Origin of the sequence: Hymenobacter oligotrophus (assembly GCF_003574965.1) — a bacterium.
In the GTDB taxonomy this organism is placed as follows: domain Bacteria; phylum Bacteroidota; class Bacteroidia; order Cytophagales; family Hymenobacteraceae; genus Solirubrum; species Solirubrum oligotrophum.
Genome location: NZ_CP032317.1, coordinates 3,821,353 through 3,845,202, shown reverse-complemented (window position 1 = coordinate 3,845,202; position 23,850 = coordinate 3,821,353). Strand labels below are relative to the sequence as shown.

The 23,850-nt window shown below is 62.9% G+C and carries 16 protein-coding genes; 5 read left to right on the top strand and 11 right to left on the bottom strand.

Annotated elements, in window-relative coordinates; genetic code table 11:
* Positions 1 to 21: 21 nt before the first annotated feature.
* The 3 genes from D3Y59_RS16565 to D3Y59_RS16555 form a co-directional block, all read right to left on the bottom strand.
* Positions 22 to 735: an RluA family pseudouridine synthase gene (locus D3Y59_RS16565; RefSeq protein ID WP_119446051.1), complete on the bottom strand. Its 714-nt coding sequence runs from the start codon at positions 733 to 735 to the stop codon at positions 22 to 24.
* A 189-nt stretch (positions 736 to 924) separates the two neighbouring features.
* Positions 925 to 1,956 carry a YeiH family protein gene (locus D3Y59_RS16560; protein WP_240410409.1) on the bottom strand — a complete coding sequence of 344 codons (1,032 nt, stop codon included), beginning with the start codon at positions 1,954 to 1,956 and terminating at the stop codon, positions 925 to 927.
* A gap of 79 nt (positions 1,957 to 2,035) precedes the next feature.
* Entirely contained in the window at positions 2,036 to 2,953 is a 918-nt protein-coding gene (locus D3Y59_RS16555; RefSeq protein WP_119446050.1) for a LysR substrate-binding domain-containing protein, read from the bottom strand.
* A gap of 230 nt (positions 2,954 to 3,183) precedes the next feature.
* On the opposite strand from D3Y59_RS16555, the gene D3Y59_RS16550 reads away from it, so the two are divergent.
* Positions 3,184 to 5,679 carry a TonB-dependent receptor gene (locus D3Y59_RS16550; protein ID WP_162910856.1) on the top strand — a complete coding sequence of 832 codons (2,496 nt, stop codon included), beginning with the start codon at positions 3,184 to 3,186 and terminating at the stop codon, positions 5,677 to 5,679.
* A 178-nt stretch (positions 5,680 to 5,857) separates the two neighbouring features.
* Here D3Y59_RS16550 and D3Y59_RS16545 read toward each other — a convergent pair whose 3' ends face one another.
* Positions 5,858 to 8,008, bottom strand: a complete 2,151-nt coding sequence (locus tag D3Y59_RS16545) for an FUSC family membrane protein (RefSeq protein WP_119446048.1) — start codon at positions 8,006 to 8,008, stop codon at positions 5,858 to 5,860.
* 142 nt (positions 8,009 to 8,150) lie between these two features.
* Here D3Y59_RS16545 and D3Y59_RS16540 point away from each other — a divergent pair, with 142 nt between their 5' ends.
* Together D3Y59_RS16540 and D3Y59_RS16535 are read left to right on the top strand one after the other, a co-directional pair.
* Positions 8,151 to 9,014, top strand: a complete 864-nt coding sequence (locus D3Y59_RS16540) for an AraC family transcriptional regulator (RefSeq protein ID WP_119446047.1) — start codon at positions 8,151 to 8,153, stop codon at positions 9,012 to 9,014.
* A gap of 83 nt (positions 9,015 to 9,097) precedes the next feature.
* Positions 9,098 to 9,484: a DUF983 domain-containing protein gene (locus tag D3Y59_RS16535; RefSeq protein WP_240410408.1), complete on the top strand. Its 387-nt coding sequence runs from the start codon at positions 9,098 to 9,100 to the stop codon at positions 9,482 to 9,484.
* Between the two features lie 92 nt (positions 9,485 to 9,576).
* On the opposite strand, the gene D3Y59_RS16530 is transcribed toward D3Y59_RS16535, so the two are convergent.
* The 6 genes from D3Y59_RS16530 to D3Y59_RS16505 all read right to left on the bottom strand — a co-directional run bounded on the left by D3Y59_RS16530 (position 9,577) and on the right by D3Y59_RS16505 (position 21,124).
* A complete protein-coding gene (locus tag D3Y59_RS16530; protein ID WP_119446046.1) occupies positions 9,577 to 9,945 on the bottom strand; it encodes an STAS domain-containing protein in 369 nt (122 codons plus the stop codon).
* A gap of 437 nt (positions 9,946 to 10,382) precedes the next feature.
* The gene (locus tag D3Y59_RS16525) at positions 10,383 to 10,730 is read right to left on the bottom strand and encodes a hypothetical protein (RefSeq protein WP_119446045.1); all 348 of its coding nucleotides are present in this window, start codon (positions 10,728 to 10,730) and stop codon (positions 10,383 to 10,385) included.
* 65 nt (positions 10,731 to 10,795) lie between these two features.
* On the bottom strand, positions 10,796 to 12,622 hold the full coding sequence (locus D3Y59_RS16520) for a MutS-related protein (RefSeq protein WP_240410407.1): 1,827 nt from the start codon (positions 12,620 to 12,622) through the stop codon (positions 10,796 to 10,798).
* 183 nt (positions 12,623 to 12,805) lie between these two features.
* Positions 12,806 to 14,353 carry an FAD-dependent oxidoreductase gene (locus D3Y59_RS16515; protein WP_119446044.1) on the bottom strand — a complete coding sequence of 516 codons (1,548 nt, stop codon included), beginning with the start codon at positions 14,351 to 14,353 and terminating at the stop codon, positions 12,806 to 12,808.
* Between the two features lie 78 nt (positions 14,354 to 14,431).
* The gene (locus D3Y59_RS16510) at positions 14,432 to 17,947 is read right to left on the bottom strand and encodes a sensor histidine kinase (RefSeq protein WP_119446043.1); all 3,516 of its coding nucleotides are present in this window, start codon (positions 17,945 to 17,947) and stop codon (positions 14,432 to 14,434) included.
* A gap of 72 nt (positions 17,948 to 18,019) precedes the next feature.
* Entirely contained in the window at positions 18,020 to 21,124 is a 3,105-nt protein-coding gene (locus D3Y59_RS16505; RefSeq protein WP_119446042.1) for a chemotaxis protein CheB, read from the bottom strand.
* A gap of 210 nt (positions 21,125 to 21,334) precedes the next feature.
* Between D3Y59_RS16505 and D3Y59_RS16500 the strand changes: the two genes are divergently transcribed.
* Positions 21,335 to 22,351: a chemotaxis protein CheB gene (locus D3Y59_RS16500; protein WP_162910855.1), complete on the top strand. Its 1,017-nt coding sequence runs from the start codon at positions 21,335 to 21,337 to the stop codon at positions 22,349 to 22,351.
* A gap of 111 nt (positions 22,352 to 22,462) precedes the next feature.
* Here D3Y59_RS16500 and D3Y59_RS16495 read toward each other — a convergent pair whose 3' ends face one another.
* Positions 22,463 to 23,110 carry a response regulator gene (locus tag D3Y59_RS16495; protein WP_119446040.1) on the bottom strand — a complete coding sequence of 216 codons (648 nt, stop codon included), beginning with the start codon at positions 23,108 to 23,110 and terminating at the stop codon, positions 22,463 to 22,465.
* Between the two features lie 273 nt (positions 23,111 to 23,383).
* Here D3Y59_RS16495 and D3Y59_RS16490 point away from each other — a divergent pair, with 273 nt between their 5' ends.
* Positions 23,384 to 23,734: an STAS domain-containing protein gene (locus tag D3Y59_RS16490; RefSeq protein WP_119446039.1), complete on the top strand. Its 351-nt coding sequence runs from the start codon at positions 23,384 to 23,386 to the stop codon at positions 23,732 to 23,734.
* The last annotated feature ends 116 nt before the right edge of the window (positions 23,735 to 23,850 follow it).

Here is a 23,850-nt window from a genome sequence, read left to right as displayed (position 1 = left end):
GAGGCGCACAACACCGCGCTGTTAGCTGTACTGCCGCAGGTTATCTACCAGCACCCGAAAGTCCTTCGGGTAATCGGCCTCCACGCTTATGGTTTCGCCCTCGAGGCCGCTAAAGCTGAGCTGGCGGGCGTGCAAGGCAAAGCGCTTGATAAACGGTTGCTCCTCTTCGCCCTGCTTCATGTTGAATTTGCGCTTGAGCGACGACAAGTAGAAATCCTCGCCGCCGTACATTTTGTCGCCCACGATGGGCGCCTCCAAGTACATGAGGTGCAGGCGAATCTGGTGCATGCGGCCGGTTACGGGCAGGCATTCGAACAGGGTGTGCTTGGTGTAGGTTTCGAGGGTGCGCACCAGCGTTTCGGCGGGCTTCCCGGTTACAGCCAGCCGTGCTTTGCCTTTGGTAGTGGTTTCGATGTTGCGCTCCACGCGCAGCCCCTCGTAGTGGTGCACGCCCCAGCTAACGGCGTGGTACACCTTTTTTACCTCGCGGTCTTCGAACTGCATGGCGAGGTGGCGGTAGGCAGCGGGGTTTTTAGCCAAGGCCAAGGCGCCGGAGGTTTCCTTATCGAGGCGGTGGCAAGCTTGCACGTCGTCGTAGTGCTCGCGGGCAAGGCGCAGAATGTTGGTTGCCGTGCCCAGGCGCTCGTCGAGCGTGGCCAAGAACGGCGGCTTGTTGATGACGAGGTAGTTATCGTCTTCGTAAATGATGAGGTCTTTGAATGCGGGCAGCTTCATGAATCGCTGGTTTGCGTCGGATTTCACTGATTCCGCTGATCGGGGCGTGCAGCGAAACGGGCCGGCGAAGGTACGGCTTCGGGGATGAACCCGGGCGCGGTGGTTATCGGCTGGAACACCCGATCCGCCCGAAAAAGTCCGTCGGGCCCGCCAGGTCCTTGGCCCGCGGCTGCCGGGGCCCTAGGTCGGCTAGCTTACGGTGTGCACAATGAGCCACAACGAGGCACCCGAAATAACCAACCACAACACCACGCCTTGCAGAAAGGGCCGGGGCCCAACGGCCTTCAGCACTTGCCTCGACAAGCCCGCCCCGATGAGAAACAGCGTGAGCGTGAGCCCCACTTTCGCGAGCTTGACCAGCACTTGGGCAAAGGGCTGCAGCGCCGGCACATAGGTGGCCAGCAGCATGGCGCCCACAAACCCCAGGATGAAGTACGGCGGCTTTACGCGGGCACCGCGGCTACGAAAGAGGGCTGCGGTACCCAGGGCGACCGGAATAATCCAGAGGGCCCGGGCCAGCTTTACGGTGGTGGCTACTTGCAGGGCCTCGTCGCCGTAGTGGCTGGCGGCACCCACCACCGAGCTGGTGTCGTGAATGGCAATGGCGGCCCACAGGCCAAACTGATGCTGCGAAAGGTGCAGGGCCTCGCCGATGAGCGGAAAAGCAAACAGCGCAATGGCATTGAGCACGAACACCGTACCCAGCGCTACCGACATTTCTTCGTCGGAGGCTTGTACCACGGGGCCTACCGCGGCTATGGCGCTGCCGCCGCAAATGGCTGTGCCGCTGGCAATGAGGTGCGAGGTATTGCGGGCAATGCCTAGCCAGCGGCCCACCAGGTAGCCGAGTACCAAAGTGCTCAGGATGGATACCACCGTGAACAGCAGCCCCTCCTGCCCGGCCCGCCAGGCGGCCTCGGCGTTCATGCCAAACCCCAAACCCACCACCGACCATTGCAACAACTGGCTGGTGTAGCGCTTGGTGTGCGCCGGAAAGGGGTTGCCCGCGAGCAAGGCCACCCCCAAACCTAGGGCCAGCGCCAGCGGCGCCGAACCCAGCGGACTGAGGCATAGCAACAAAGCCAGCCCAAACAGCAATTGCTGAGGCGTAACAACGCGCTGCCCGAAACGCAGCGGCCGCTGCCAAAAGCCTAGGTGGTTTCTACAGTCTTCGTCGGCTGGGGCCGCGGGCAGGTGGGCGGCGGGCGGGGAGAGTTTCACGGGCGGGTAGGGAAGGGAGCGTACTTACAAAATTACGCTACTCCCCTGCCGCGAGGTTATCACTAATATTTATCAGCAATTACTTAAAGTTATCGGCAGTCGTGCCGAGCTCTTGGTGGGCATAGCTCAGAAACCGCTGCGCGGCTTTGATCAGCGGCTGTCCCTGCACCCACACGGCCTCGAAATGGCGCGACAAATGCAAGCCCGCCACGGGCACTACCTCGAGCTGGCCCGCCGCTACCTCTTTGCTAATGGCCCGCACCGACACGAACCCGATGCACTCCGGCGCCGCCCCTAGGTAAGATTTAATGCCCTCGGTATTGTCGAGGTAAATGGCAGCGCGGCACTGCGCCAACCGAATTCCCTGCGCCCGCAAAGCAAACTCCAGCACCTCGAGCGTGCCCGAGCCCCGCTCGCGCAGCACCAACGGGTGTTCCAGCACTTCGCCCAGGGTAAGCGGCGTGACAGGCGTTGGGCCACCCGCGGCGCGGCGCACGGCTACCAGCTCATCATGGAGCAACAGTTCGTAGTGCAGGTCGCGGTTTTTTACCTGGCCTTCCACAAACCCTAGGTCGATTTGGCTGCGCAACAAGGCATCGGCAATTTGCTCGGAGTTGCCGATGTGCATGGTAAGCTCGACGCGCGGGTACCGGGCCTGAAAACCGGGCAACACCGCCGGAATCACGTACTGCGCCAGCGTAGAGCTGGCCCCTAGGCGCAGGCGGCCGGCGGTGGTATCGTGCAGGGTGTGCAGCTGCTCGGCCAGCTGGTGGTGCAGCTCGCTCACGTGGGTGGCGTAGCGCAGCAGCAATTGGCCGGCATCGGTAAGGCTCACGCGGTTGCCGCGCCGCTCAAACAAGCGTTGGTCGTAGCTGCGCTCCAGCTCCCGGATGTGCTTGGTGACGGCCGGCTGCGTGACGAACAGCTCTTGCGCAGCCTTGGTAAAGCTGAGGTGGCGGGCCACTGCCTCAAATACCTGCAGGCGAAAATCGGACATGGGCGCAAGGTAAGCGGCTAGGTGCCTTGTACCATGCCGAGTCCCGGACACCTAGGGCGGCAGCAAGGCGGCTCCGAGCGGCGGCATCGGCAACTGCTTAGCTGCCCGGAATGTTATGGCCTAGATGAATAATTTAGATTATTTCTAATCTTCTTTACTATTTGGAATTGTTCCAATTAATTTTGCAGCCGAATTCGCTGGCGCACATCGGTGCCGCTTTTCCGCTCTATATGCCAACCAATCCGCTTTTGCTTTCTTGCTTGCTGGCCGCGGCCACGCCAGCTTTGGCCACTCCGGCTTCTTCTCTCAACTCGCTTTCCGAAACGCCTGGCACCACACCCGAGCGGGGCGCCTCCATCACCGGCACCGTGCTCGACCGCAGTGGCCAGCCCGTGGAGGGCGCGTTGGTGAGCGTGCTCAACCGCAGCACCGTTACCGATGCCCGCGGCGCATTCCGCCTCTACGGTTTGCCCGCCGGCGAAGCCACAGTTACCGTTACGGGCCTCAGCATTAATCCCATTACGCAAACCCTCACGCTGGAAAACGGCAAGGCTCATTCGTTGCAGCTTACCATCGAGGAGAGCGTGCGCGAGCTGGCCGGCGTTACGGTAACAGCCAAGGCCACGTCCTTCGCGCCGGAAGTCGACGGCACCACGCTCACGGCCGGCAAGAAAAACGAGGTCGTTCAGCTCGATAAGCTCGACGCGAACCTTGTAATGAACAGCTCGCGCCAGGTGTTTGCCAAGGTGCCGGGCGTAACGGTGTGGGAAAGCGACGGTTCGGGCCAGCAAATCAACGTGGCTACGCGCGGCCTTTCGCCCAACCGCTCGTGGGAGTTCAACACCCGCCAGAACGGCATGGACATCAGCTCCGACCCGTTTGGCTACCCCGAGGCGTACTACAACCCGCCGCTGGAGGCCGTGGAGCGCATTCAGATTATCCGGGGCGGCGGCTCGCTGCAGTACGGCCCGCAGTTTGGCGGCTTGCTGAACTACGAGTTGAAGCGCGGCCCGCGCGACAAAAAGTTTCAGTTTGAAACCAACAACACGGTGGGCAACAACGGCCTCGTGAGCTCCTTCAATTCGCTGGGCGGCACCGTGGGCAAAGTAAATTACTACGGCTACTTTCAGCAGCGCCTGGGCGGCGCCTGGCGCGATAACTCCGAGTTCAACGTGCGCAATGCCCACGCCAACGTGCAGTTTCAGGCCACCAGCAAGCTGCGTCTTGGGGCCGAAATCAGCCACCTCGGCTATGTGATTCAGCAACCCGGTGGCCTCACCGACGAGCAGTTCAACCGCGGCGAGCTGCGCAGCAGCAGCCGCAACCGCAACTGGTTTAGCACGCCCTGGACGGTGCCGGCCTTCACGGCCGACTACCAGTTTTCGGACCGCACGCGCCTGAGCCTGAAAACGTTTGGCCTGCTGGGCGAGCGTAACTCGATTGGCTTTACCGGGGCCGTGAACGTAGCCGACGCCGCCAACCCGACTACCGGCCTGCGCGCCAACCGCCAAATCGACCGCGACCGGTACCGCAACCTGGGCTCGGAGCTGCGCCTGCTAACCGACTACGGCCTGCTGGGCCAGCAGCACACGCTGGCCGTGGGCGTGCGCGCCTTCGGGGCCAACCTGCGCCGCCAGCAGCAAGGCCGCGGCGATACGAACGCCGACTTTAACCTCGATTTGCAGGCGCCGCGCTTCGGCCGTAAGCTGCACTTCCGCACGCGCAACTACGCCGCCTTCGCCGAAAACATCTTCCGCATGGGTTCGCGCCTCACCTTTACGCCGGGCCTGCGCCTAGAGGTTATCGACAACGAAGGCCGTGGCTACCTGAGCCTGAACGCCGACGGCTCCGAAAACCGCATCAGCCAAAACTCGCGCCGCCAAGTGCTGCTCTACGGCGCCGGCACCGAGTACCGCGTAACCGAGCAAACCAGCCTGTACGCCAACTACTCGCGCGCTTTCCGCCCCGTAACTTTCGGCGACCTGACCCCGCCCGCCACCTCCGACGTAATCGACCCGAACCTGCGCGACTCCAACGGTTTCAACGCCGAGGTGGGCTACCGCGGCTCGTGGGCCAACGTGCTCACCTTCGACGTGGACGCTTTCTGGCTGCGCTACGACGACCGCATCGGCACGCTGCGGCGCGCGGTGCCCGGCGGCACGGCGGGCCAAACCCAGCAGTTCCGGACCAACATTGGCACCAGCGTGCACAAGGGCTTGGAGGCCTACGTGGAGCTGGACGTGATTCATGCCCTAACCGGCGACCAATCCTTGCCGCACTTCGATGTGTACGCCTCCTCGGCGCTGGTTGACGCGCGCTACACCCAACTGCGCACCGCCACGCTCGTGAGCGGCGGCATTCAGGAGGGCGACCTGCAAAACAACCGCGTGGAATACGCGCCCAAGTACACGCACCGGTTTGGGGGCACGTTTGCGCACCGCGGCTTCTCGGCCACGGCCCAGCTCACGCGCGTGTCGGAGGTGTTTGCCGATGCCAACAATACCGTGGCGCCCAACGCGGCCGCTACCACCGGCCGCGTGCCGGGCTACTCCGTTACCGATGCCTCGGCCACGTACCGGTTTGCCAAGCGCTTTACGCTGCGCGCCGGCGTCAATAACGTGTTCAACAAGTACTATTTCACGCGGCGGGCGGGCGGCTACCCCGGTCCTGGCCTGTTGCCGGCCGACGGCCGCACGTGGTTTGCCTCGGTGGGTCTGAAGCTGTAAGCCGCCGCACCAGCATGGGTAAGTAAGCCCCGCTGCCTGGCTTTTTCGAAAGCTGCGCAGCGGGGCTTTTTTGCGCGCCGCTGCCTAGGTACCTGCCACCTAGCAGCATGCTAGTTACCTCGTGGGCACCTCGTCTCACGCTCTTCCGCTACCAGTACGAATACTACCGCTAGCGCACCTAGGCCGCTACCGCATCGGTTACTTTCCGGATGTCGGCGCTTACTTTCTGCACGAAATCCAGCTGCTCCAGCAACAGCTTTTCCTCGGCTGTCGGCGCCAGTTTGGCTTCGGCACCTAGGGCGGCGCTTGGGAGCGGCGGCAGCTCGGGCAGTGCGGTGTCGGGGCTGACTTTGCGCAGGCTCTCGGCAAGCAGGGCCAACGACTGCCGCAGGGGTTTTGCGGCTTCGGGCGGCACGGCCGGCAAGGCATTAGCGCGAGCCGCCGATGCCAGCGTGGCAATGTTCGACGACAGAATGAGGTTGAGCACCACAAACTGGTGCACCTCGGCCTCGTGGCGCTGCTTGTGCTTGGGCTCCGAGAGCATGCGCTGAAACGCCGCTGCCAGGTTGGAGGAGCTCACGTACACCTCTTTGCGGGCCAGCTTGTAGTCCATAGCGCTGAGCGTGCCGCCGCCCAGGCATTCGGCCAGGCGGTACAGGTAGTTGCGGTTGGCGCGCAGCACATCGCGCATGTAGGTGCCCAGCTGCTCCGATTCCCAGCGCGGCAGCAGCAGGTAGCCCGTGCTCAGGGCAATGGCGCAGCCAATTAGCGTATCCAACACGCGCTCCTGGGCGGCGCTTACGTACTGGATACCTAGGAAGTGAAACAGAATGAGCACGTAGGGCGTCAGGAACAGCACCATTACCATGTAGCTGCGCCGCTGAAAGCTGTAGGCCACAATCATGAACAACAGCAAGAAGCCGAACTGCAGCACCTCGCTGGGCACCAGGTACAGCACCGCCACGCCCAACACCCCGCCCAGCAACGTACCCCCCACGCGCTGCAGGTTCCGTTCTTTGGTGAGGCTGAAGCCAGGCTTGAGCATGTACACCGCCGTGAGCATAATCCAGTAGCCGTGGTGGCCGCAGTTCAGGAGTTTGGCCGCCGCAAAGCTCACCAGCGCGGCCACCGTTACGCGCAGCGCGTGCCGAAACGTGGCCGAGCCGATGGTAAGGTTGTCGCGCAGCAGGGCCGGGCTTAGCGACTGCCGCGACACAAACCGCGCGTAATCCGACTCGCCGGCCCTAGGTGCCAACGGGGCGCGGTATTCAGGGTCGGCGTAGCGGGTGATATCGGCGAGGCGCTGGTGCAGGTTGCGCAGGTTCACGAGCAGTTTGCGCAGCACCAGGTTGCTGCCGGGCTCCTGCTCCCCGATGCGGTCGATGCGGGCTTTTAGCTGCTCCAGCTCGGCGGTGCGGTCGGTGTGGTGGGCGTAGGGGCGGTTGCTCTGGATGGCCAGCCCTAGGTGGTCGAGCTCGGTGGCCATGCGCCGGATCAGGCGGGCCACATCGGCCAGCACGCCCGTGTGGTTGAAGCGCTGGCGCAGCGAGGCGTAGTCGTAATAGGCTGCTACCACTTGCTCGTGCAGGTCCATGGCATCCACGAAGGTAAGCACCAGGCGGCGGCCGGTGCCGGTGGTATCCTGCACGATTTGCCGGGTTTTAAACAGCATCTCGCGGGCGGCGTCCTGCTTTTCGGTTACCACCACTTGCTGCTTCAGCAACTCGCGGTAATCCTGCTCCAGGCTGGTTTCGGGGTCGTAGAACTCGGCCTTCAGCCTGAAATACTCGGCAATGGCATGAATGCACTCGCCCAACGCGCGCTGGGCGGGGCGGTAGGGCTGCACGTGGTAGGCCAGCAGCGCCACCAGCGTGTACCACAAGCCGCCGGCCAGCACCAGCAAGCCGTACGGCAGCAGTTGCCCAGGCCCTAGGTCGCGGTCCATGGTCAGGATGAGGATCAGCAGCCCGGCCGAGCCGATGGCCCCGGCCCGCACGCCGTACACCGATAGCAGCGTGAAGAGGAAGCTGAGCGCCACGATTTCAACCCCCAGCGCCAGCACGTGCATGCGGGCAATGCCCGTGAGCAAGGCCACCGCAAACACCAGCAGGTTGCACACCAGCAGGCCGTTGCGCTTGTGTGCAATGGGGCCGGGCAAATCGGGCAGGCTGGCGCACACCGCCCCCAGCGACACGGTAAGCCCTAGGTCGAAATGCCCGAGCTGGGCCAGCGTGAGGCCGGGCAGCAAAATGCTGAGCGCCACGCGCAGGCCGTCGGCGAAGTCTTGCCCGAAGAAAAAGTACTGAAGCGTGCGTTCGTGTTTGCGCATGGTGGAAGCGGGGAGCGGCCCCGGCGCGGCGGCCGGGCTTGGCGGCTTGGCCGTGCCAACGTAGCCATACGCAGGCAAAAAATCCCCGTTGGGCCTTGGGGTTTGCCGTATTTTGCCGGGGCCGCCTTAACTCCCTCCGCCAATGAAGCCCGCCGCCGTACCGGTACTGTGCATTGATGCTTTTCCGCACACGCCGCCGCAAACGCCTTTTCGGCTGCAACGGCTCGAGGAGTTGCGCGCCAGCTTTGCCGACGTAAACGAGCCGCATGCCCACGATTTTTACGTGCTGCTGTACTTCACGCACGGCCACGGCACCCACACCATCGACTTTGTAACCTACGAGGTGCGGCCGGGCGCCCTGTTTTTCCTGGCGCCGGGGCAGGTGCACAGCTGGTCGTTGTCCGACGACACCCGCGGCATCGATATCTTCTTCGCGCCGGAATTTTACTTGCTACGCCACACCGCCGAGCGGCTTTACTCCTACCCCTTCTTCGGCCCTCACGGGCAGCCGGTGCTGTACCTGCCGCCCAACGAGCCGCTAATTGGCCCGCTGCTGTGGCGCATGGAGCAGGAGCATGCCATGCCCAGCCCAAACCAGCAGGAGGTATTGCGCTCCTACCTGCATCTGGTGCTCGAACTGGCCGCCCGGCAGCACCAACCCGAGCCCACGGCAGGACAGCAGCCTGGCTTGCACCAGCTCCGAGCCTTCGAGCAGCTGCTGAACGAGCACTTCCGCACGCACAAAGCCGTGCGCGACTATGCCGCGTGGCTGCATCTTACGCCCAACCACCTCAACGCTGTGTGCCGCCGCCTGCTGGCCAAAACCGCCAGCAACCTAATACACGAGCGCGTGGTGGTTGAAGCCAAACGCCTGCTGCACCACTCGGCCCTTTCGGTAGCCGAGGTAGCCTACAACCTAGGGTTCGACGACGCTTCGTACTTCTCGCGGTACTTCCGCAAGTATGCGGGCCTTACGCCCGAAGCCTTCCGCCGGCTCGGCCGTTGATTTGTCCTGTAAGTACCCCGAAATGGCCGGCGCTACCCGTATAAGCCTTCGGTACCTTTGCCACGCTTACAATACGCTTTGCTATGGCTAATTCTGCATCGTCGGCCACTTGGGCTTTGCTGCGGTTGCGCTGCCCGCGCTGCCACGAGGGGCCGCTGTTTTCGCGCTCTGCCTTCAACATCACCAAGTTTGCCGATATGCCCGAGGCCTGCCCCGTGTGCAAGCAGGCCTACGAGCCCGAGCCGGGTTTTTACTGGGGAGCCATGTACTTCAGCTACGGCTTCACGGTGGCCATTTTCGTGATATCGGGCGTGCTGCTGTACTACCTCGCCAACGACCCGCCGCTGTGGGTGTACATCTCAGTGGTAGGCGGGGTGGCCCTGCTGTCTACGCCGGTGGTGTTTCGTTACTCGCGGGCCCTTATGCTCTACTTGTTTGGCGGCGTAGAGTCGCGGCCCCCGGTGGCCTAGGTTGGCCCTAGGTGCCCAGGCTCCCAAAAGCGCAAAGCCCGGCCGTGTGGCCGGGCTTTGCGCTTGCAAAAAGGGCATTGTAAAGGCGCTAGTTATGCCGACAAGCGCCGGTTTTGCAGCTCTTGGTGGCAGTATTTCTCGGCGTCGAGCAGGGTTTCGACCACCGGCAGCGGCGTGGCCGTCAGCGACTCCAGCTCGGCACGCACGTCGGCGTTCAGGTGGCACAGCACCAGGCTCATGCCGTGGCGCGACAGGCGTTGGTAGTAGTAGCCCAACAGTTCGGCAGCGTCGGCGGGCAGGTGGTGCAAGTGGCTGCAATCAACCCACACGCTCGATTTACCGCTGCGGCTGGCGCGGCGCAGCGCGCGGTCGAGGGCATCTTCGTCATCCACGTTGGCAGGTATATCGTCGGCGAGGATGAGCAAATAGCTTTCGGGCAAAATTTCGCGGTAAACCTCCATGGGTGAAAGAATTGGCGTAGGGTGCAGGCGATACGATGTGGGCTGAACGGTGGAGGCAAATAAGTAGTGTGGCGCAGCAATCGGGGCTCGGTGGCGCAGAGCCCGGTTGTATACGTAATATGCGATGCATTGGTGACTTGTAACGCGTTGGCTGCCTTAAGCACCGGGCTAATAACCCGCGCATTTGCCCCCAAGCCTTACTCCGCTGTGTATTTCCAATGCATACTTTAAAGTTAGGAGGATAGTTCCGGAGTTATATAAGCTTAACCAATGCAAATGAGCGAATTACGTGTTTGCCACGATGCTCTGGCGAGCTTAGTACCTAGGCCCCACGCGCGCCGCCGCACGGGCGGCCGGTAGCCGCTCGCACGCCACAGCCCCACGGCGCCCCGGCCTGGGGCGCTGTTTTTACCGTTTGCACCTAGGCCAGCTGTAGGCTATTGCCGCTCAAAGCCCAGTTCCAACAGGGCGGGCACAGCCTGCTCGCGCACGCTGCCGCGCAACACCACCCCCGATTTGCACGAGCACGCGTTGCACAGCTGGGCAGGGCGCTCGGAGGCAGCCCGGGCGTTGGTTAACGCAATGCCCTGCTGCTGCAAGTAAGCGGTGGCCTTGGTTATTAACTCATCGGGCGAGTAGGCTCCGCCCCACCGATCGAGGCAGTAGGTTTGCTCGTACAGCACTGCCACGTTGGCCTGGGCGTCGCCATCTTTCTCGCAGGCACCTAGGGGGGCGAGCAGTAGCAAGCTCCCGAGCACGCGGCCGAGTAGAGCGGTTGTTTTCATAGCGGCAATGGGGTTGGTGGTTTATGGCAAGAGCCACTCTCCCCTACCGGCGTTGCATGCCGTGGCTACTTTGTGCCAATGCCCATCAGCTCCATCAGCTTGCTGGCGTTGAACTCGCGGCACAGGCCCGGCGTGAGGCGGTAATCAAACCGGATGTCGTCGCCGATGATTTCGCTGTTGAAGCTGTAGTTGGTTACAAAGCCCGGCAGCTCCTGCTCCAAATCGCCGAGCTCGAGGTCGTGGGTGCTCACGAAGCCGCTGGCCGGGCGGCGGTGCAGTTGCCGGATAAGGCCGCGGGCGCCATCGTGCCGGTCGCGCGAATTGGTGCCTTTCAGGATTTCATCGAGCAAAAAGAAAACCGGCTGGCCTTGCTCGGTTAGGTCGAGCAGTTGGCGCAGGCGCTTTAGCTCGGCGTAAAACGAGGAAGTGCTTTCGGCTAGGTTATCCTGCGTGCGCATGGCCGTGAAGAGCTGCGCCGGGCCGCAGCGCAGGCTGCGGGCGCACACCGGCCCGCCGGCCAGGGCCAGCGCCAAGTTTACGCCTACCGTGCGCAGGAACGTGGTTTTGCCCGACATGTTGGAGCCCGTAATCAGGGCGGTGCGGCCGGCGCCCACGGTGCCAAAGTTGTTGGCCACCCGCTCCGGGCTGAAGATGAGCGGGTGCGCCAGGGCCTCGCTTTCGAACGTAAGCGGCTCGTTTACCACCTCGGGCACGGCCCATTCGGGGTTGGCGTACTGGGTGGCGGCCAGGCTGGCCAGGGCTTCCACTTCGGCTACTACCTCCAGCCAAGGCTCGAGGGCGCCGCCCAACTGGTGCTTCCACCGCTCGAGGCGCCACATCCAGAAGAAGTCCCACATGAGCAGGTTGTTGGCGAAGAAGCCGGCCAAGGTGCTCCAGCGCAACGAGAAATTTTGGGCAATGCGCGCCAACCGCGCCACGTAGCGCGAGGCCGGCGCGCCGCGCTCGAGCAGGCGGTTGCGCAAGCTGGCCAGGTACGGCGTGGTGCAGGGGCGCGCCTCGAGGTGCAGCAGCTGGTCGCGGTAGGCGCGCAGCACATCGTACATGTCCATGCTGCGCTCGAACACAGCGTCGCGCTCCTTCCGGAAGCGGTGGTTGAGCGCGTACATCGCCAAAAAAGGGCCACCGGCCAACCAGCCCGACCACCCCGTGAGCCACAACGCCGAGCCCAACAGCGCCAGCGGCGGCAGCACGAACAACAACCCCAGTAGCCAGCCGCGTTGGGCGTAGAAATCGGGGGCGTGCATCCATTGCAAAAAAGGCCGTGGATCGTCGGACTGCTTCGGAAAGTGGCGGGCCCGCGCCTGCCAGTGCTGCCGCCACACCACATCGGGCACCAGCTCGGCCACGGCTTGCTGGCGCAGCCACAATTGCTCGAGCGGCGCGGGAGTTTGCAACCACCCAGCCAATGCATCCTGGCCCAAGCGCGAGGTGGTGCGGCTTAACAGCTGAAACAACGAGTGCGGGCCAAACACGTCGAGGTCGGCGGTGTAGGGGTGCGCGGCGTTGGCGTAGCGCTGCCCCTCGTCTAACCCGGCGAGCTTGCCACCTAGGCGGTCGAGCTCCTCTTGGTTGATGAGGCGCAGCAGCTGGCGCTGGCGCAGCTGGTAGCCAATGCGGCCGTGCCAGCGCATCACCAGCAAAAACAGCACGTACGCCACCACCAGCCAGCCCACGGCAAGGGCGTTTTGGCCGCGCTCGAACAGCCACCACGTGCCGCCCGCGCCTGCCACAAACAGGAACACCCGCAGCCAACCTACGGCACGGTGCCGCGTGGCAAAGTGCTGCTCCTCGGCGGCGTAGGCGGTAAGGTTGTCGGCAAATACCTCGGCTGGCGAAAGGCGCAGCGGGCGGGTGGCAGAGGATACAGGCACAGAAAAAGCGTGGAGTGCAAGCCCGAAAATACGCGCCTAGGTCTGGATGCTCGCTATGGCCTCGGCAGCACCTAGGGTTCTGAGCGGCGCTGGGCCGCCTAGGTGCCCCAGCGCCGAAAAAACCAAAGCCACCTACCCCAAGGGTAAGTGGCTTTGGCAAGAGCATGAGAGGCGCTGGGGCCCCTACCCTTCCACCTTCGGTAAATCGGTAGCGGCGGGGCCGTTGAGCAGCACGCCATACGGGTCGAAGCGCGAACCGTGGCAAGGGCAGTCCCAGCTTTTTTCGGCGGTGTTCCAATGCACTACGCAGTGCAGGTGCGGGCAAATGGCCGAGCACTCGTGGGTTGTGCCTTTTTCATCGCGGTACACGGCTACTTTCAGCGGGCCGCGGCCAATTACGGCGCCCGAGCCGGGCTGTATTTCTTCTTCCTTCGATACGTCGCCGCCGGTAAGCAAATCGGTGTACTCGGCCGCTACGTTCACGTTTTCCTTCACAAATTCTTTCAGCGTGTCCAGCTTCATGGTTACGCGGCCGGGGTCGTAGAGCTTGGCCCAAGGGTTTTCGCGCTCCTGAATGAGGTCCGTCACGATCATGGCACCTAGGGTGCTGTGCGTCATGCCGTGGCCCGAGTCGCCGGTGATGATGAACACGTTGTCGTTGTCGACGGGGTTGTGGCCGGCATAGCCCAGGCTGTCCACGGGCTCCATCACCTGGCCCGACCAGTGGTACTCCACCTCCTGCACGCTGGGGTAGTGCTCGCGCGCCCACTCCTCGAGGCAGCGGAAACGCTCTTCGTAGTTGCTCTCCTGCCCGGTTTTGTGGTCTTCGCCGCCCACCACCAGCAGCTCGTGCGTGTCGGAGTCGGTCAGCTCTTGCAGGCGGATGTAGTGGTACGGGTCGGCGGTATCCCAGTACAACGCCTTCGTGATGCTGCCCTTGGGCACCCGGAACGTAACCACGTAGGTGCGGTACGGTGCCTGCTTGGTGTGCATCACCACGCGGTCGTTGAAGGGCGTGTTGGTGGCTACCACGATGTGCTTGGCGCGCACTTCCTGGCCATCGGCCGTTACCACGCGGGCATCGTCGCCGCCGTGCACCTCCAGCACGCGGGTGTGCGTGAAAATGCGGCTGCCGCGCTGGGTTATGGCCTTGGCCAGCCCGTTGATATACTGCACAATATGAAATTGCCCTTGGTTGGGAAAGCGCAGGCACTCGCCGGTTTTGAAGCCTTTCACGCGGGCATCTTTCAGGCGGGTTACGCCCGTTAGGCCGGCACGGTGCGCGGCTTCCAGCTCATCGTCGAGCTCCTTTACGGTGCCTTTGGCCGGCAAAAACAAGTAGCCGTCGAGGCGCGAAAAGCCGCAGTCGATTTTCTCCTCGCGCACAATGCTCTCGATGCGGTCGATGGCCGAGCCGTGGCTGTCGGCGGCTAGGCGGGCGCCTTCCTCGCCAAACAAACTCTCGAGGTGGTAGTACCGGTCGTCGAGGGCGTTGGAAAGGTGGGCCGTGGTGCGGCCGGTTTCGCCCGAGGCAATTTCGCCGTCGTCGAGCACCACCACGGTTTTGCCCTCGCGGGCCAGCAGGTAGGCGCTGGTGAGGCCCGCTATGCCGGCCCCTACCACCACCACATCGGCGGTTTCGTTGCGCTTCAGCGGTTCAAACGTTGGGCGGTTGGCCGTGGCAAGCCACGAGGTAGTGTTGGCGCCGGAGGTTTGGTCGGGTTTCAGCATAGGGCGGCTCAGGTGTTAGCGTGTAACGGATGTTCTTCGCTTACGCCTGGCCGCACTGCTGGGTTCGTGGTGCCGAGCTTACGGCTTGCTGTTTTTGCGCTTCTTCACTTCCTCACCTAGGGGCAGCTCTACCGTGATGGTGGTACCCAGGCCCTGCCGCGAGCGAATGGTAAGCTCGCCGCCGAGCAGCCCCACCCGGTTGCGAATGCCCGAAAGGCCAATGCCCCCGCGCTTCTCGCGCGCTTTTTCCACATCAAAGCCGCAGCCGTCGTCTTCCACGCTCAGGTGCAGCTTGTTGCCTTGCAGCTCCACGTACACAAACGCCTCGCGGGCGTGGGCGTGCTTGATGACGTTGTTGAGCAGCTCTTGGGCAATGCGGTAGGCCGCGGTTTCGACGAGGCGCGGCATGGCCGGCGGCAGCTCGCCCACGCTTAGGTGCACGTGCAGGTTGTGCTTGGGTATGCGCTTGCACAGCTCTTCGAGGGCCGATTTCAGGCCGAAATCCTCGAGCACGTTGGGCGTAAGCTCAAACGAGATGGTGCGCGTGGCCTTAATGGCCTCGTTGAGCAGGCCAATGGCGGCGGTGCGGTGGGTTTCGTCAACGGGCGTCGAGTCGAGGTGGAGCTTGCTGGCGTAGAGCAGCTGGCCCACGCCGTTGTGCAGGGCCTCGGCGATGCGCTTGCGCTCATCTTCTTGGGTGTGCATAATGGCGCTCAACACCTCCTTTTCGCGCTGGAGGCGCAGCCGGGTAGCTTCTTCCATCAGGCGGTTGCGCTCGGTTACATCGCGCACCACGCCCAGCACGTTGGCTACGCGGTCTTCGGCATCGGCAAGCGGCACAAAGGTGGCATCGTAGGCGCCGTGGCGCCGCTTAAACGGAATGTTGTACTCTGTTACGGTGGTGCCAGCCAGCACGCGCTCGGCAATGCGCCGGAACTCCAGCCGATCAAACGCGGGGATGTCGCTGAAAATCCGCTTGCCCAGCACGTCTTCGGCCGGTATCTGGGTCAGCTCGGCGGCGCGCTGGTTCCACTCGGTGATGTAGAAGTTGCGGTCGAACACCATGATGGCGTCGCCGCTGTGGTCGAGCAGGCTTTTCACAAAGTCGCGCTCGGCCTTCAGCTGCACGTTGGCCTGCTGGGTATCCGTTACGTCGATGGCGAAGAGCACCCCGGCGTTTTGCTCCCGATCGAAGAAGCCGTAGTTCTGAAAGTAAATCTGCTCCTGACCTTCGCGGCGCGGCGGCATGCCCAAAAAGCGCACCTCGTTGCCACTTAGTAGCTTGTTTACCGAGTTGGTAAGCTTGGGATAGGCCTCGTACACGTTGCGCCCGTTCAGGACATTGTCGGCCACACCTAGGCGGCGCAGCCCCGCTCCCGCCACCTCGAGCAGCTCGCCATCGGCGGTGATGCGCGTGAGCACCACGGGCATGTTGTGCAAAATGTGCTCGAGCAGGCGGTTCTTGAAATTGAGCTGCTGCTGCGTTTCGCGGCGGGTGGTTACGTCGCGCAGCAAGCCAATCAGGCGCACTTGGCGGCCTTGCCCATCGAGCTGCACGTTGCCGCTGGTTTCAACGTAGCGCAGGGCGCCATCGGGCCACACCACGCGGTGCTCCTCGCTAAAGGGCTCCTGGGTTTCGGTGCTGTGCTGCTTGGCGGCGTTCACGCGGGCCAGGTCGTCGGGGTGCACGCGCTGGCTTAGGTCCTCCCAAGTAGTAGGGCCGGCATCGGCGGGGCGGCCGTAAATGCGGTTGGCCTGCTCATCTAGGTGCAGCACGCCCGTGGCCAGCTCGAGGTGGCAGAGGCCAGCATGCGAGGCTTTGAGGGCCAATTGCAGGCGCTCCTCGCTTTCGCGCAGGCGCAGGTTGGCCAGGTAGCGCTCGGTAATATCGCGCAGCACGCCGCTCATGCGCTCGGGGGTGCCGTGCAGGTTGCGGATTACCTGGCCCGTGGCTACCACGTAGCGTACCTCGCCGCTGGGGTGCACCACGCGCACTTGCACATCCAGGCTACCGATCTCGGCCGCTTTAAGCAGTTCGGCGGTGGCCCGCTCCACGTCGTCAGGGTGCACGGGCTGCATCAGCTCGGCCAGCGTGAGGTCGGCGCTGGGCAGCGGCCAGCCAAACATCTGGCAGCCGCGCTCATCCAGATGAAAGCGCTCGGTGGCAAAATCCCAGGTGCCAATGCCCATGTTGGCGGCCCGCACGGCCGTTTTCAGGCGCTGCTCGCCCTCTTGCAGGCGCTGCTCGTTGCGGCGGCGCTCCGTTACGTCGCGCCATACCACGTGAATGATGGGCTCTTGCTCCGGAATGCGCACGGGCGTAAGCACCGCCTCAATCCAAATTTCCTCGTCGGTGGGCTTAAACATTTGGGCCTCGCAGCGCAACGAGCCTTCTTGCATGGCGCGCGCCACGTTTTCGGCAAACCACTCGGCTGTGCGGCGGCCGTTGGGCTGCACCTCGGGCGTGAAAGCCGACGCCACCTGCCCCACAATTTGCTCGCGGCTGGTGGCGCCAATAAGGCGCAAAGCGGCCTCGTTGCAATCGATGTAGCGGCCGCTTTGCAGCAGCAGCATGCCGTCGTTGCTGCGCTCGAACAAGGTACGGAAGCGCGCTTCGCTGGCGGCCAGGTCTTGCTCGGCTTTTTTGCGCTGGGTTTCGTCGCGCCACACCACGTGGATGAGCGGCTCGCCGTCGAGCTCGATGCGCGTCAGGACCACCTCCAGCCAAATCGGCTCGCCCGAAAAGCGGTGGCGCAACCACGCACCGCGGTACGAGCCCTGCCACTGCAACTGGGTTAGTATGTTTTGTTGCAGTTCGGCGGAGCGCTGGCCGTTGGGCTGGTACTCGGGCGTAAGCAGGCCAATGGGCTGCCCCACAATCTGGTTTTTGTGCTCGGCCCCTAGCAGGCGTACGGCGGCCTCGTTGCAGTCGATGTAGGTGCTGCCTTTTACCAGGCACACGGCATCGCGCGACTTCTCGAAGAGCTTACGAAAGCGGGCCTCGCTGGCCGATACTTGTTGAATGGCGTTGTGCCGCTCGGTGTCATCAAACAAAGCCAGCCGGAACAGCGGCTCCTGGTCTTCGTTGAGCAAGCGGCTCCCCTGGATGCGCACGTACAGGGTGCGGCCATCGGGCCGCTGCACTTGCAGCTCGGTGTGTTGGGTGGCCTCCTGATGCAGCATGCGCTGCAGAAACTCGTAGAACTTGGGCCGCTCGGCCGGGCTTACGCACAGCGGAAAGGCGTGCCCCCTGAGTGTTGCGCGCTCGTAACCCAGCAGGGTACTGGCACAAAGGTTTAGCTGCTGTATGGTGCCGCGCGCACTGAGCGTGCAGTAGCCTACCGGGGCAAAGTCGTACAAATCGGTGTACTGCTGGCGCATGCGTTCCGATTCTTCCTGCGCCAGCAGCAGCTCTTCGTACTGCATTTCCAGCTCTATCTGGTGCGTTTGCAGCTCTTGCACCAGCCGCCTGGTTTCGCTGGGGGTATGCTCGCTTACGATGGCCGAGGTTATGCTGCGGCGTTTTTCGGCGCGGACGCGCAGCTCTTGGTGGCGCCGCTGCATTTCGGCCTGGTGTTCGTGATTCGGCTCCATCGGATGGGCGTAGTAATCGAAGAAACCATGGACGGAGTGCGGCCTCGTGCCATGCTACTATAATATACCAAATTAACCCTGGCTGGTGGGGTTGGCGCCTAGGTGCAGCTCGCTAATACCCAGCAGCAGCTGGCCGGTATCGGCGCCTTTGCTGGTGATGCGCCGGCCGTAGAGCAGCATGCGCACGGGCCCTAGGCCGGCAAAGTGCCCCTCCAGCGGCAAGTCGTCGAAGCCTTCGCCGGTGCGCAGCAGTTGCCCTAGGGCGGTTTGCAGGCCCGGCATGCGCCAGGCGCCTTGGTGCAGCTCATCGAGGCGGCGGCCGCGGCAGAGGTGGTTTTCCACCTGAAACGCCTCGCCGAAGCGCCGGCTCACCATCAGCACGTGCAGCTCGTCGTCGAGCACCAGCAGCGGGTCGCGCAGGGTTTCCACGATGCTTTCGGCAAAGGCAGCGCTGGTTTGCATGCGCTGCTCCATGCGCTTAATCAGGGTAATGTCGGTGAAGGTGATTACCGCTCCGCTGATGTAGTTATCGAGCGTGCGGTAAGGCATAATGCGCATGGCAAACCACTCGCCGCCGTGGGTTTGGATGGAGGTATCGAGCGGGGTAAGCCGATCGAGCACCTGCTGCACGTCCTGGGCGAGGGTTTCGCGGCGCAGGTTGTGGGCAAAGTGCGTAATGGGGCGGCCCACATCGGTGGGCAGCAGCGGAATAATGCGGCTTACCGAAGGCGTGAAGCGGGTGATGACGAGGTCGTGGTTCAGGAAAATGGTGGCAATTTCCGTGGCATCGAGCAGGTTTTTCATGTCGTTGGCCGCCTGCGACAGCTCCTCCGTTTTGTTGAGGTACTGCACATTCAGGGTCATCAGCTCCTCGTTGAGGCTCTGCATTTCTTCCTTGTTCGTCATGGCCTCTTCGTTGGTGCTTTGCAGCTCCTCGTTGGCCGATTGCAGCTCCTCGTTGGTGCTCTTCAGCTCCTCCAACGACGACTCCATTTCCTCGATGGTGGTTTGCAGGCGCTGCTTGGTGTATTGCAGCTCTTTCTCGAGGGCCTGCACCATGGTATCGGCGCCTAGGTCGTCGGGGTGGGCGGGGCGGCGGCGCAGCTTGCGGGGCGGGGCCACATCCTCGAACACCACCAGCATCAGCCCGGCCAGCGGCTCGGGTTGGTCGAGGTACTTCACGGCGAGGCGCAGCAGCTGGTAGCCGTTGTCGGTTTTCAGGCGCACGTTTTCCACCACCACGTCTTCGCGCTGGGTGCTGGCCCGGTGCACGGCGCTGCTAATCTCAAAGCCCAGCTCTTCGCGGGCCATGTCGAACACGTTCATGGCACCTAGGCCGGGCGCCGGCTCGAGGTACTTGCCGGTGCGCCCGTTCACGAACAGGATTTCGCCCTTGGTATTGATAACCACGGTGGGCGGCGCAAATGTGCGCAGCAGCGCTTTTTGGACAAGCGTGGCAAACGGACCTTCCTTCCGGGCAGGAGCATTCATGGTGGTAGTGCTGATAGAGGCCGCCGCTTGGCGCGAAAGCGAGAAAGGAAAGTTGACGATGCGCGCCATGGAATACGGCACATCGTTGCGGCGCGAAACCTTCCACTTCACCTCCAAGGGCGTAAACAAATCCTGAAAGCCCGCGAGGTTTTCCGAAGGACCTAAAAACAACAGCCCCCCGGTGTTGAGGGCGTAGTGAAACACCGGCAGCAGGTTTTTCTGCAGCTCGGCCGATAAGTAAATGAGCAGGTTGCGGCAGCAGAGCAAGTCGAGCTTGATGAAGGGCGCATCCTTGTTGATGTCGTGCACGGCAAAAATCACCGTGTCGCGCAGGTCTTTGCGTACTTGGTAGCTGCCGTCGAGCTTCTGAAAGAAGCGCCGCAGTTGCCCCTCGCTCACATCGGCCACAATGTTTTCGGGGTACACCCCTACCCGAGCATACTCCACGGCCTCGGGGTTGATGTCGGTGGCGAATACCTGCAGCTTGAGGTACTTTTCGGGCAGCTCATCGAGGCACTCCTGCAGCACCATGGCCAAGGAGTAGGCCTCTTCGCCGGTAGAGCAGCCCGGGGCCCACACCCGCACGGTGCTATCGGGGGCTTTGCTGCGCAGCAGGGGCCCTAGGTGCCGGCGCAGGGCGGCAAAGGCTTCGTGGTCGCGGAAGAACTTGGTAACGCCAATGAGCAGCTCCTTGAACAACAAATCCACCTCGTGGGGGGTGTCCTGCAGGTAGCGCACGTACTGCGTAAACTCGCTGATTTGGTGCGCGTTCATGCGCCGCTCGATGCGCCGAAAAATGGTATTGCGCTTGTACAGCGAAAAATCGTGGCCGGTGCGCGAGCGAATCAGCAGGAAGATCTTCTGCAGAGCGTGGCTGGGCTGGGCGGCCGTAGGCACGGGCTCATCGCGGCGGGGGCGCCGCACCAGCGGCTGCTGCAGGTACTCCACCACTTGGTTGGCCAGCTGCGCGGGCGGCAGCACGTAATCCACAAACTCGGTGGCAATGGCCGAGCGCGGCATGGCGTCGTAGGCGGTGGTTTCGGGCGACTGCACCATCACCGTCCCGAAGTTCTCCATCACCATTTTCAGGCCAATGGTGCCATCGGAGCCCATGCCCGAGAGGATGATGCACACGGCGCGGGCGCGCACATCTTTGGCCAGGCTCTGCAAAAAATGGTCGATGGGCAAGCGGTGGCCGCGCGGCTGCGTGGGCTCGAGCAGCCCAAACACGCCGTGCGTGAGGCACATGTCGTGGGCGGGCGGTATCACGAACACGTGGTTCGGCCGAATGCGCATGCCGTCCTTTACCTCCAGCACGGGCATGGGGGTTTGCTGCTGCAAAATGCCGGGCAGGTGGCTTTCGGCATCGGGAGCTAGGTGCACCACCACCACGTAGGCGGCGCCGGTAGTGGCTGGCAAGTGCCGGAAAAACTCTTCCAGCGCCTCCATGGAGCCGGCCGAGCCACCTAGGGCTACCACCGGAAAACGCTCGGCGGCTTCGGCGGGCGCCCGTACGCCGGCGGCAGGCGCTGCCTCCGCCGAGTCGGGCCCGGCGTCGTCGGCATCGTCGTCCGATACCACCGGGGCCATTTCCTCGGTTATGGGTTCGGCCGAAGGCGCTTCGGGTGGGTTGGTGCCTTGCGCAGGCGCCTGCGGGGTGTTACCGCCAGAAGAATCGGGTTGCATGCGTGCGGCTGCCTAAGCCAGTGGCCGCATGGGCACCAGCAATGAGAAAACAGAAGAGGAAGCGGCGGCCAAATGTACCCGTTTTTGGGTGGCGTGCCATTGTCCTTTTACGCAGGCTTGCGTATACAAATCGTTGCTGCACCCCGTCTTCTTTCCTGACACCTACTAGCCCAGTTGCCACCGTGCCGGGCTGGTTTAGCCCATTAGCCTGTGCATCAACCCCCGCGCCTCGTTGTAATCGGAACTTCTGCCGGCGGCATGCCAGCCCTCGGCCGTTTGGTAGCGCAACTCCCCGCCAGCCTCGAAGCGGCCGTGCTGGTGGTGCAGCACCTAGCTCCCGAGTCCTTAGGTCAAATCCTCGTCGATCGGCTGGCCAAGCAAACCGAGCTGGTGTGCCACCTAGGGGCACATGGGCAGCACCTGCACGCCGGGCACCTGTACTTAGCCCCCGCCGATAGGCACATGCTCGTGAAGGATGGGCACGTGTTCATCACCAAAGGGCCGCGCGAAAACCACTACCGGCCCGCCGTGGATGCGCTGTTTCGCTCGGCGGCGGCGGTGTACGGCGCGCGCACCATTGGGGTGGTACTCACGGGCATGCTGCACGATGGCACGGCCGGGCTCGAGTTTATTAAGCGCGCCGGCGGCATTACCGTGGTGCAAGACCCCCAAGAGGCCGAGTTTTCGAGCATGCCCGAAAGCGCCCTCAGCAATGTGCAAATCGACCATGTGGTGCCCCTAAGCAGCATGGGGCCGCTGTTGCAACAGCTTACGCAGGCCCCTGCCCCGCAGCAAGTGGCCATACCGCCCGATATTTTACTGGAAGCTCAAATTGCCGAACGCGTGGTAGGAAGCACCGATGATGTAGAAAAGCTAGGGCGCCAGGTACCACTTACCTGCCCCGATTGCGGCGGCAGCCTGTGGGAAATGCAGCACGGCGAGGTGCTGCGCTACCGCTGCCACACCGGCCACGCGTTTACGGCCGATAGCCTGATGCGCGTAACCCAAGACAGCCTCGAGGAAAGCATGTGGGTAGCCGTACGCATGCTCGAGGAGCGCAAAAACTTGCTGGCCAGTATGTCGCGCCGCGGCGAAGGCTTCGGCTCGCCGCAACAGGAGGAGCGCATTGAGGAGCTGAAAGTGCATATTAACCGGCTGCGGCAGTTTTTGCTGAACGGCGCTGCCGGCCGCCCCGCCGAGCACGGCGACATGCAGGTATCGTCGTAGGTAACAACCTAGGCGACCTAGGGCCTACCAACGCCGCAAGCCCCGGCAACCCGGCTTGGCCGCACAGGCCAGCATGGGTTGTCGGGGCTTGGCACCTAGGGCCGCTGCGCGTTAGGCAAGCAGGCCGTTTTCCATGGCGTATTTGATGAGGGCCGCCGTGTTTTTGGCGTTGGTTTTCTCGATGATGTTTTGCCGGTGCGTTTCGATGGTGCGCTTGCTGGTAAACAGCTTGTCGGCAATTTCGGCGTTGGTCATGCCCTCGGCAATTAGGCGCAGCACTTCGGTTTCGCGGTTCGAGAGGTCGGTGGCTTTTTTGCCGGCCGGGGCGCTGCTGCTGGGGTTTTGCACCAGCTTGTGCAGCACCCCGATGCCCAGCTCGGTGCACAAAAAAGGCCGCCCGGCCGCTACGGTACGAATGGCGTACACGATTTCGTCTTTGCCGGCATTTTTCAGCACGTAGCCCATGGCCCCGGCCTCCAGCACCTGGTGCACGTACTTTTCGTGGTCGAGCATCGAGAGCACGAGCACGCGCACCTCCGGAAACCGCTCGCGCAGCACGGGCAGCGCGTCGAAGCCGCTCATCACGGGCATGTTCAGGTCCATCAGCACCACGTCGGCGGGCGTGTCGGCCAGGCGCTCGAGCAGCTCCTGCCCGTTGCCAACCAAACCCACCACGTCAAAATCGGGCACATCGGCTAGCAAGGCTTTGATACCGTCGCGAATAATGGCGTGGTCGTCGGCAAGGATGAGGCGAATCATGGCAAAAAACGGAAACGGTTGGCGGGTGCGGCAGCGACACAACGTTAACGCCAACTGCCAACAAAATGCTGCCTTGCACCCCAGATTCAGCAGTAGTACTGACGGCGCTGCGGCAAACGCACGAAGTAAAATGGTTATTTACACGGAGTTGGCTTGCACGTAAACCAGATAATTTTGATCTTACTCTCGAAATAGCGCCCTTTCCTCCGCCGGGGTGCGTGCCGGTTTCTTTTGTTTCTCCGCCGCCCATGTATCACCCTAGCTCAGCAAAGTATGCTTGGTTTCCCCTCTCAGCGCCTATCCCACCTCCGTGTTCTTTCGGTAGACCTAAATACGGTTGACCCCGTACAGCTGGCCCGCTCGCTGGCCCACGACCGCGACATCCCGAGCATTCCGTTGTGCATCGAGGTCGATTGCCACGAGTTGCGCTGCCTGCGCACCCACGGCCTGGCCCATTTGGTATCGGGGCTGCTGCACCTGCGGCGGGCCGGCGTGGGCGTGCGCCTGCGCAACGTAAGCCAGCCCTTGCACCGCTTGCTGCAGCTGCTGTGCGTGCACCCCCTGTTCGACATCGAGCGGCACGTGCCGTTGCTGCGCGTACCTGCCTTGCAGCCAGCGGCCTAGGGCCGGCAGCCTGGTTGCGGCCAGCCGCTGAGGGTTTTTACGGATGGTAATTGCGTAAAAACCGGTAAAATCCCAGCCAAAAAAATTTTAATCCCATCTAGCCTCGGCCTTAAGCG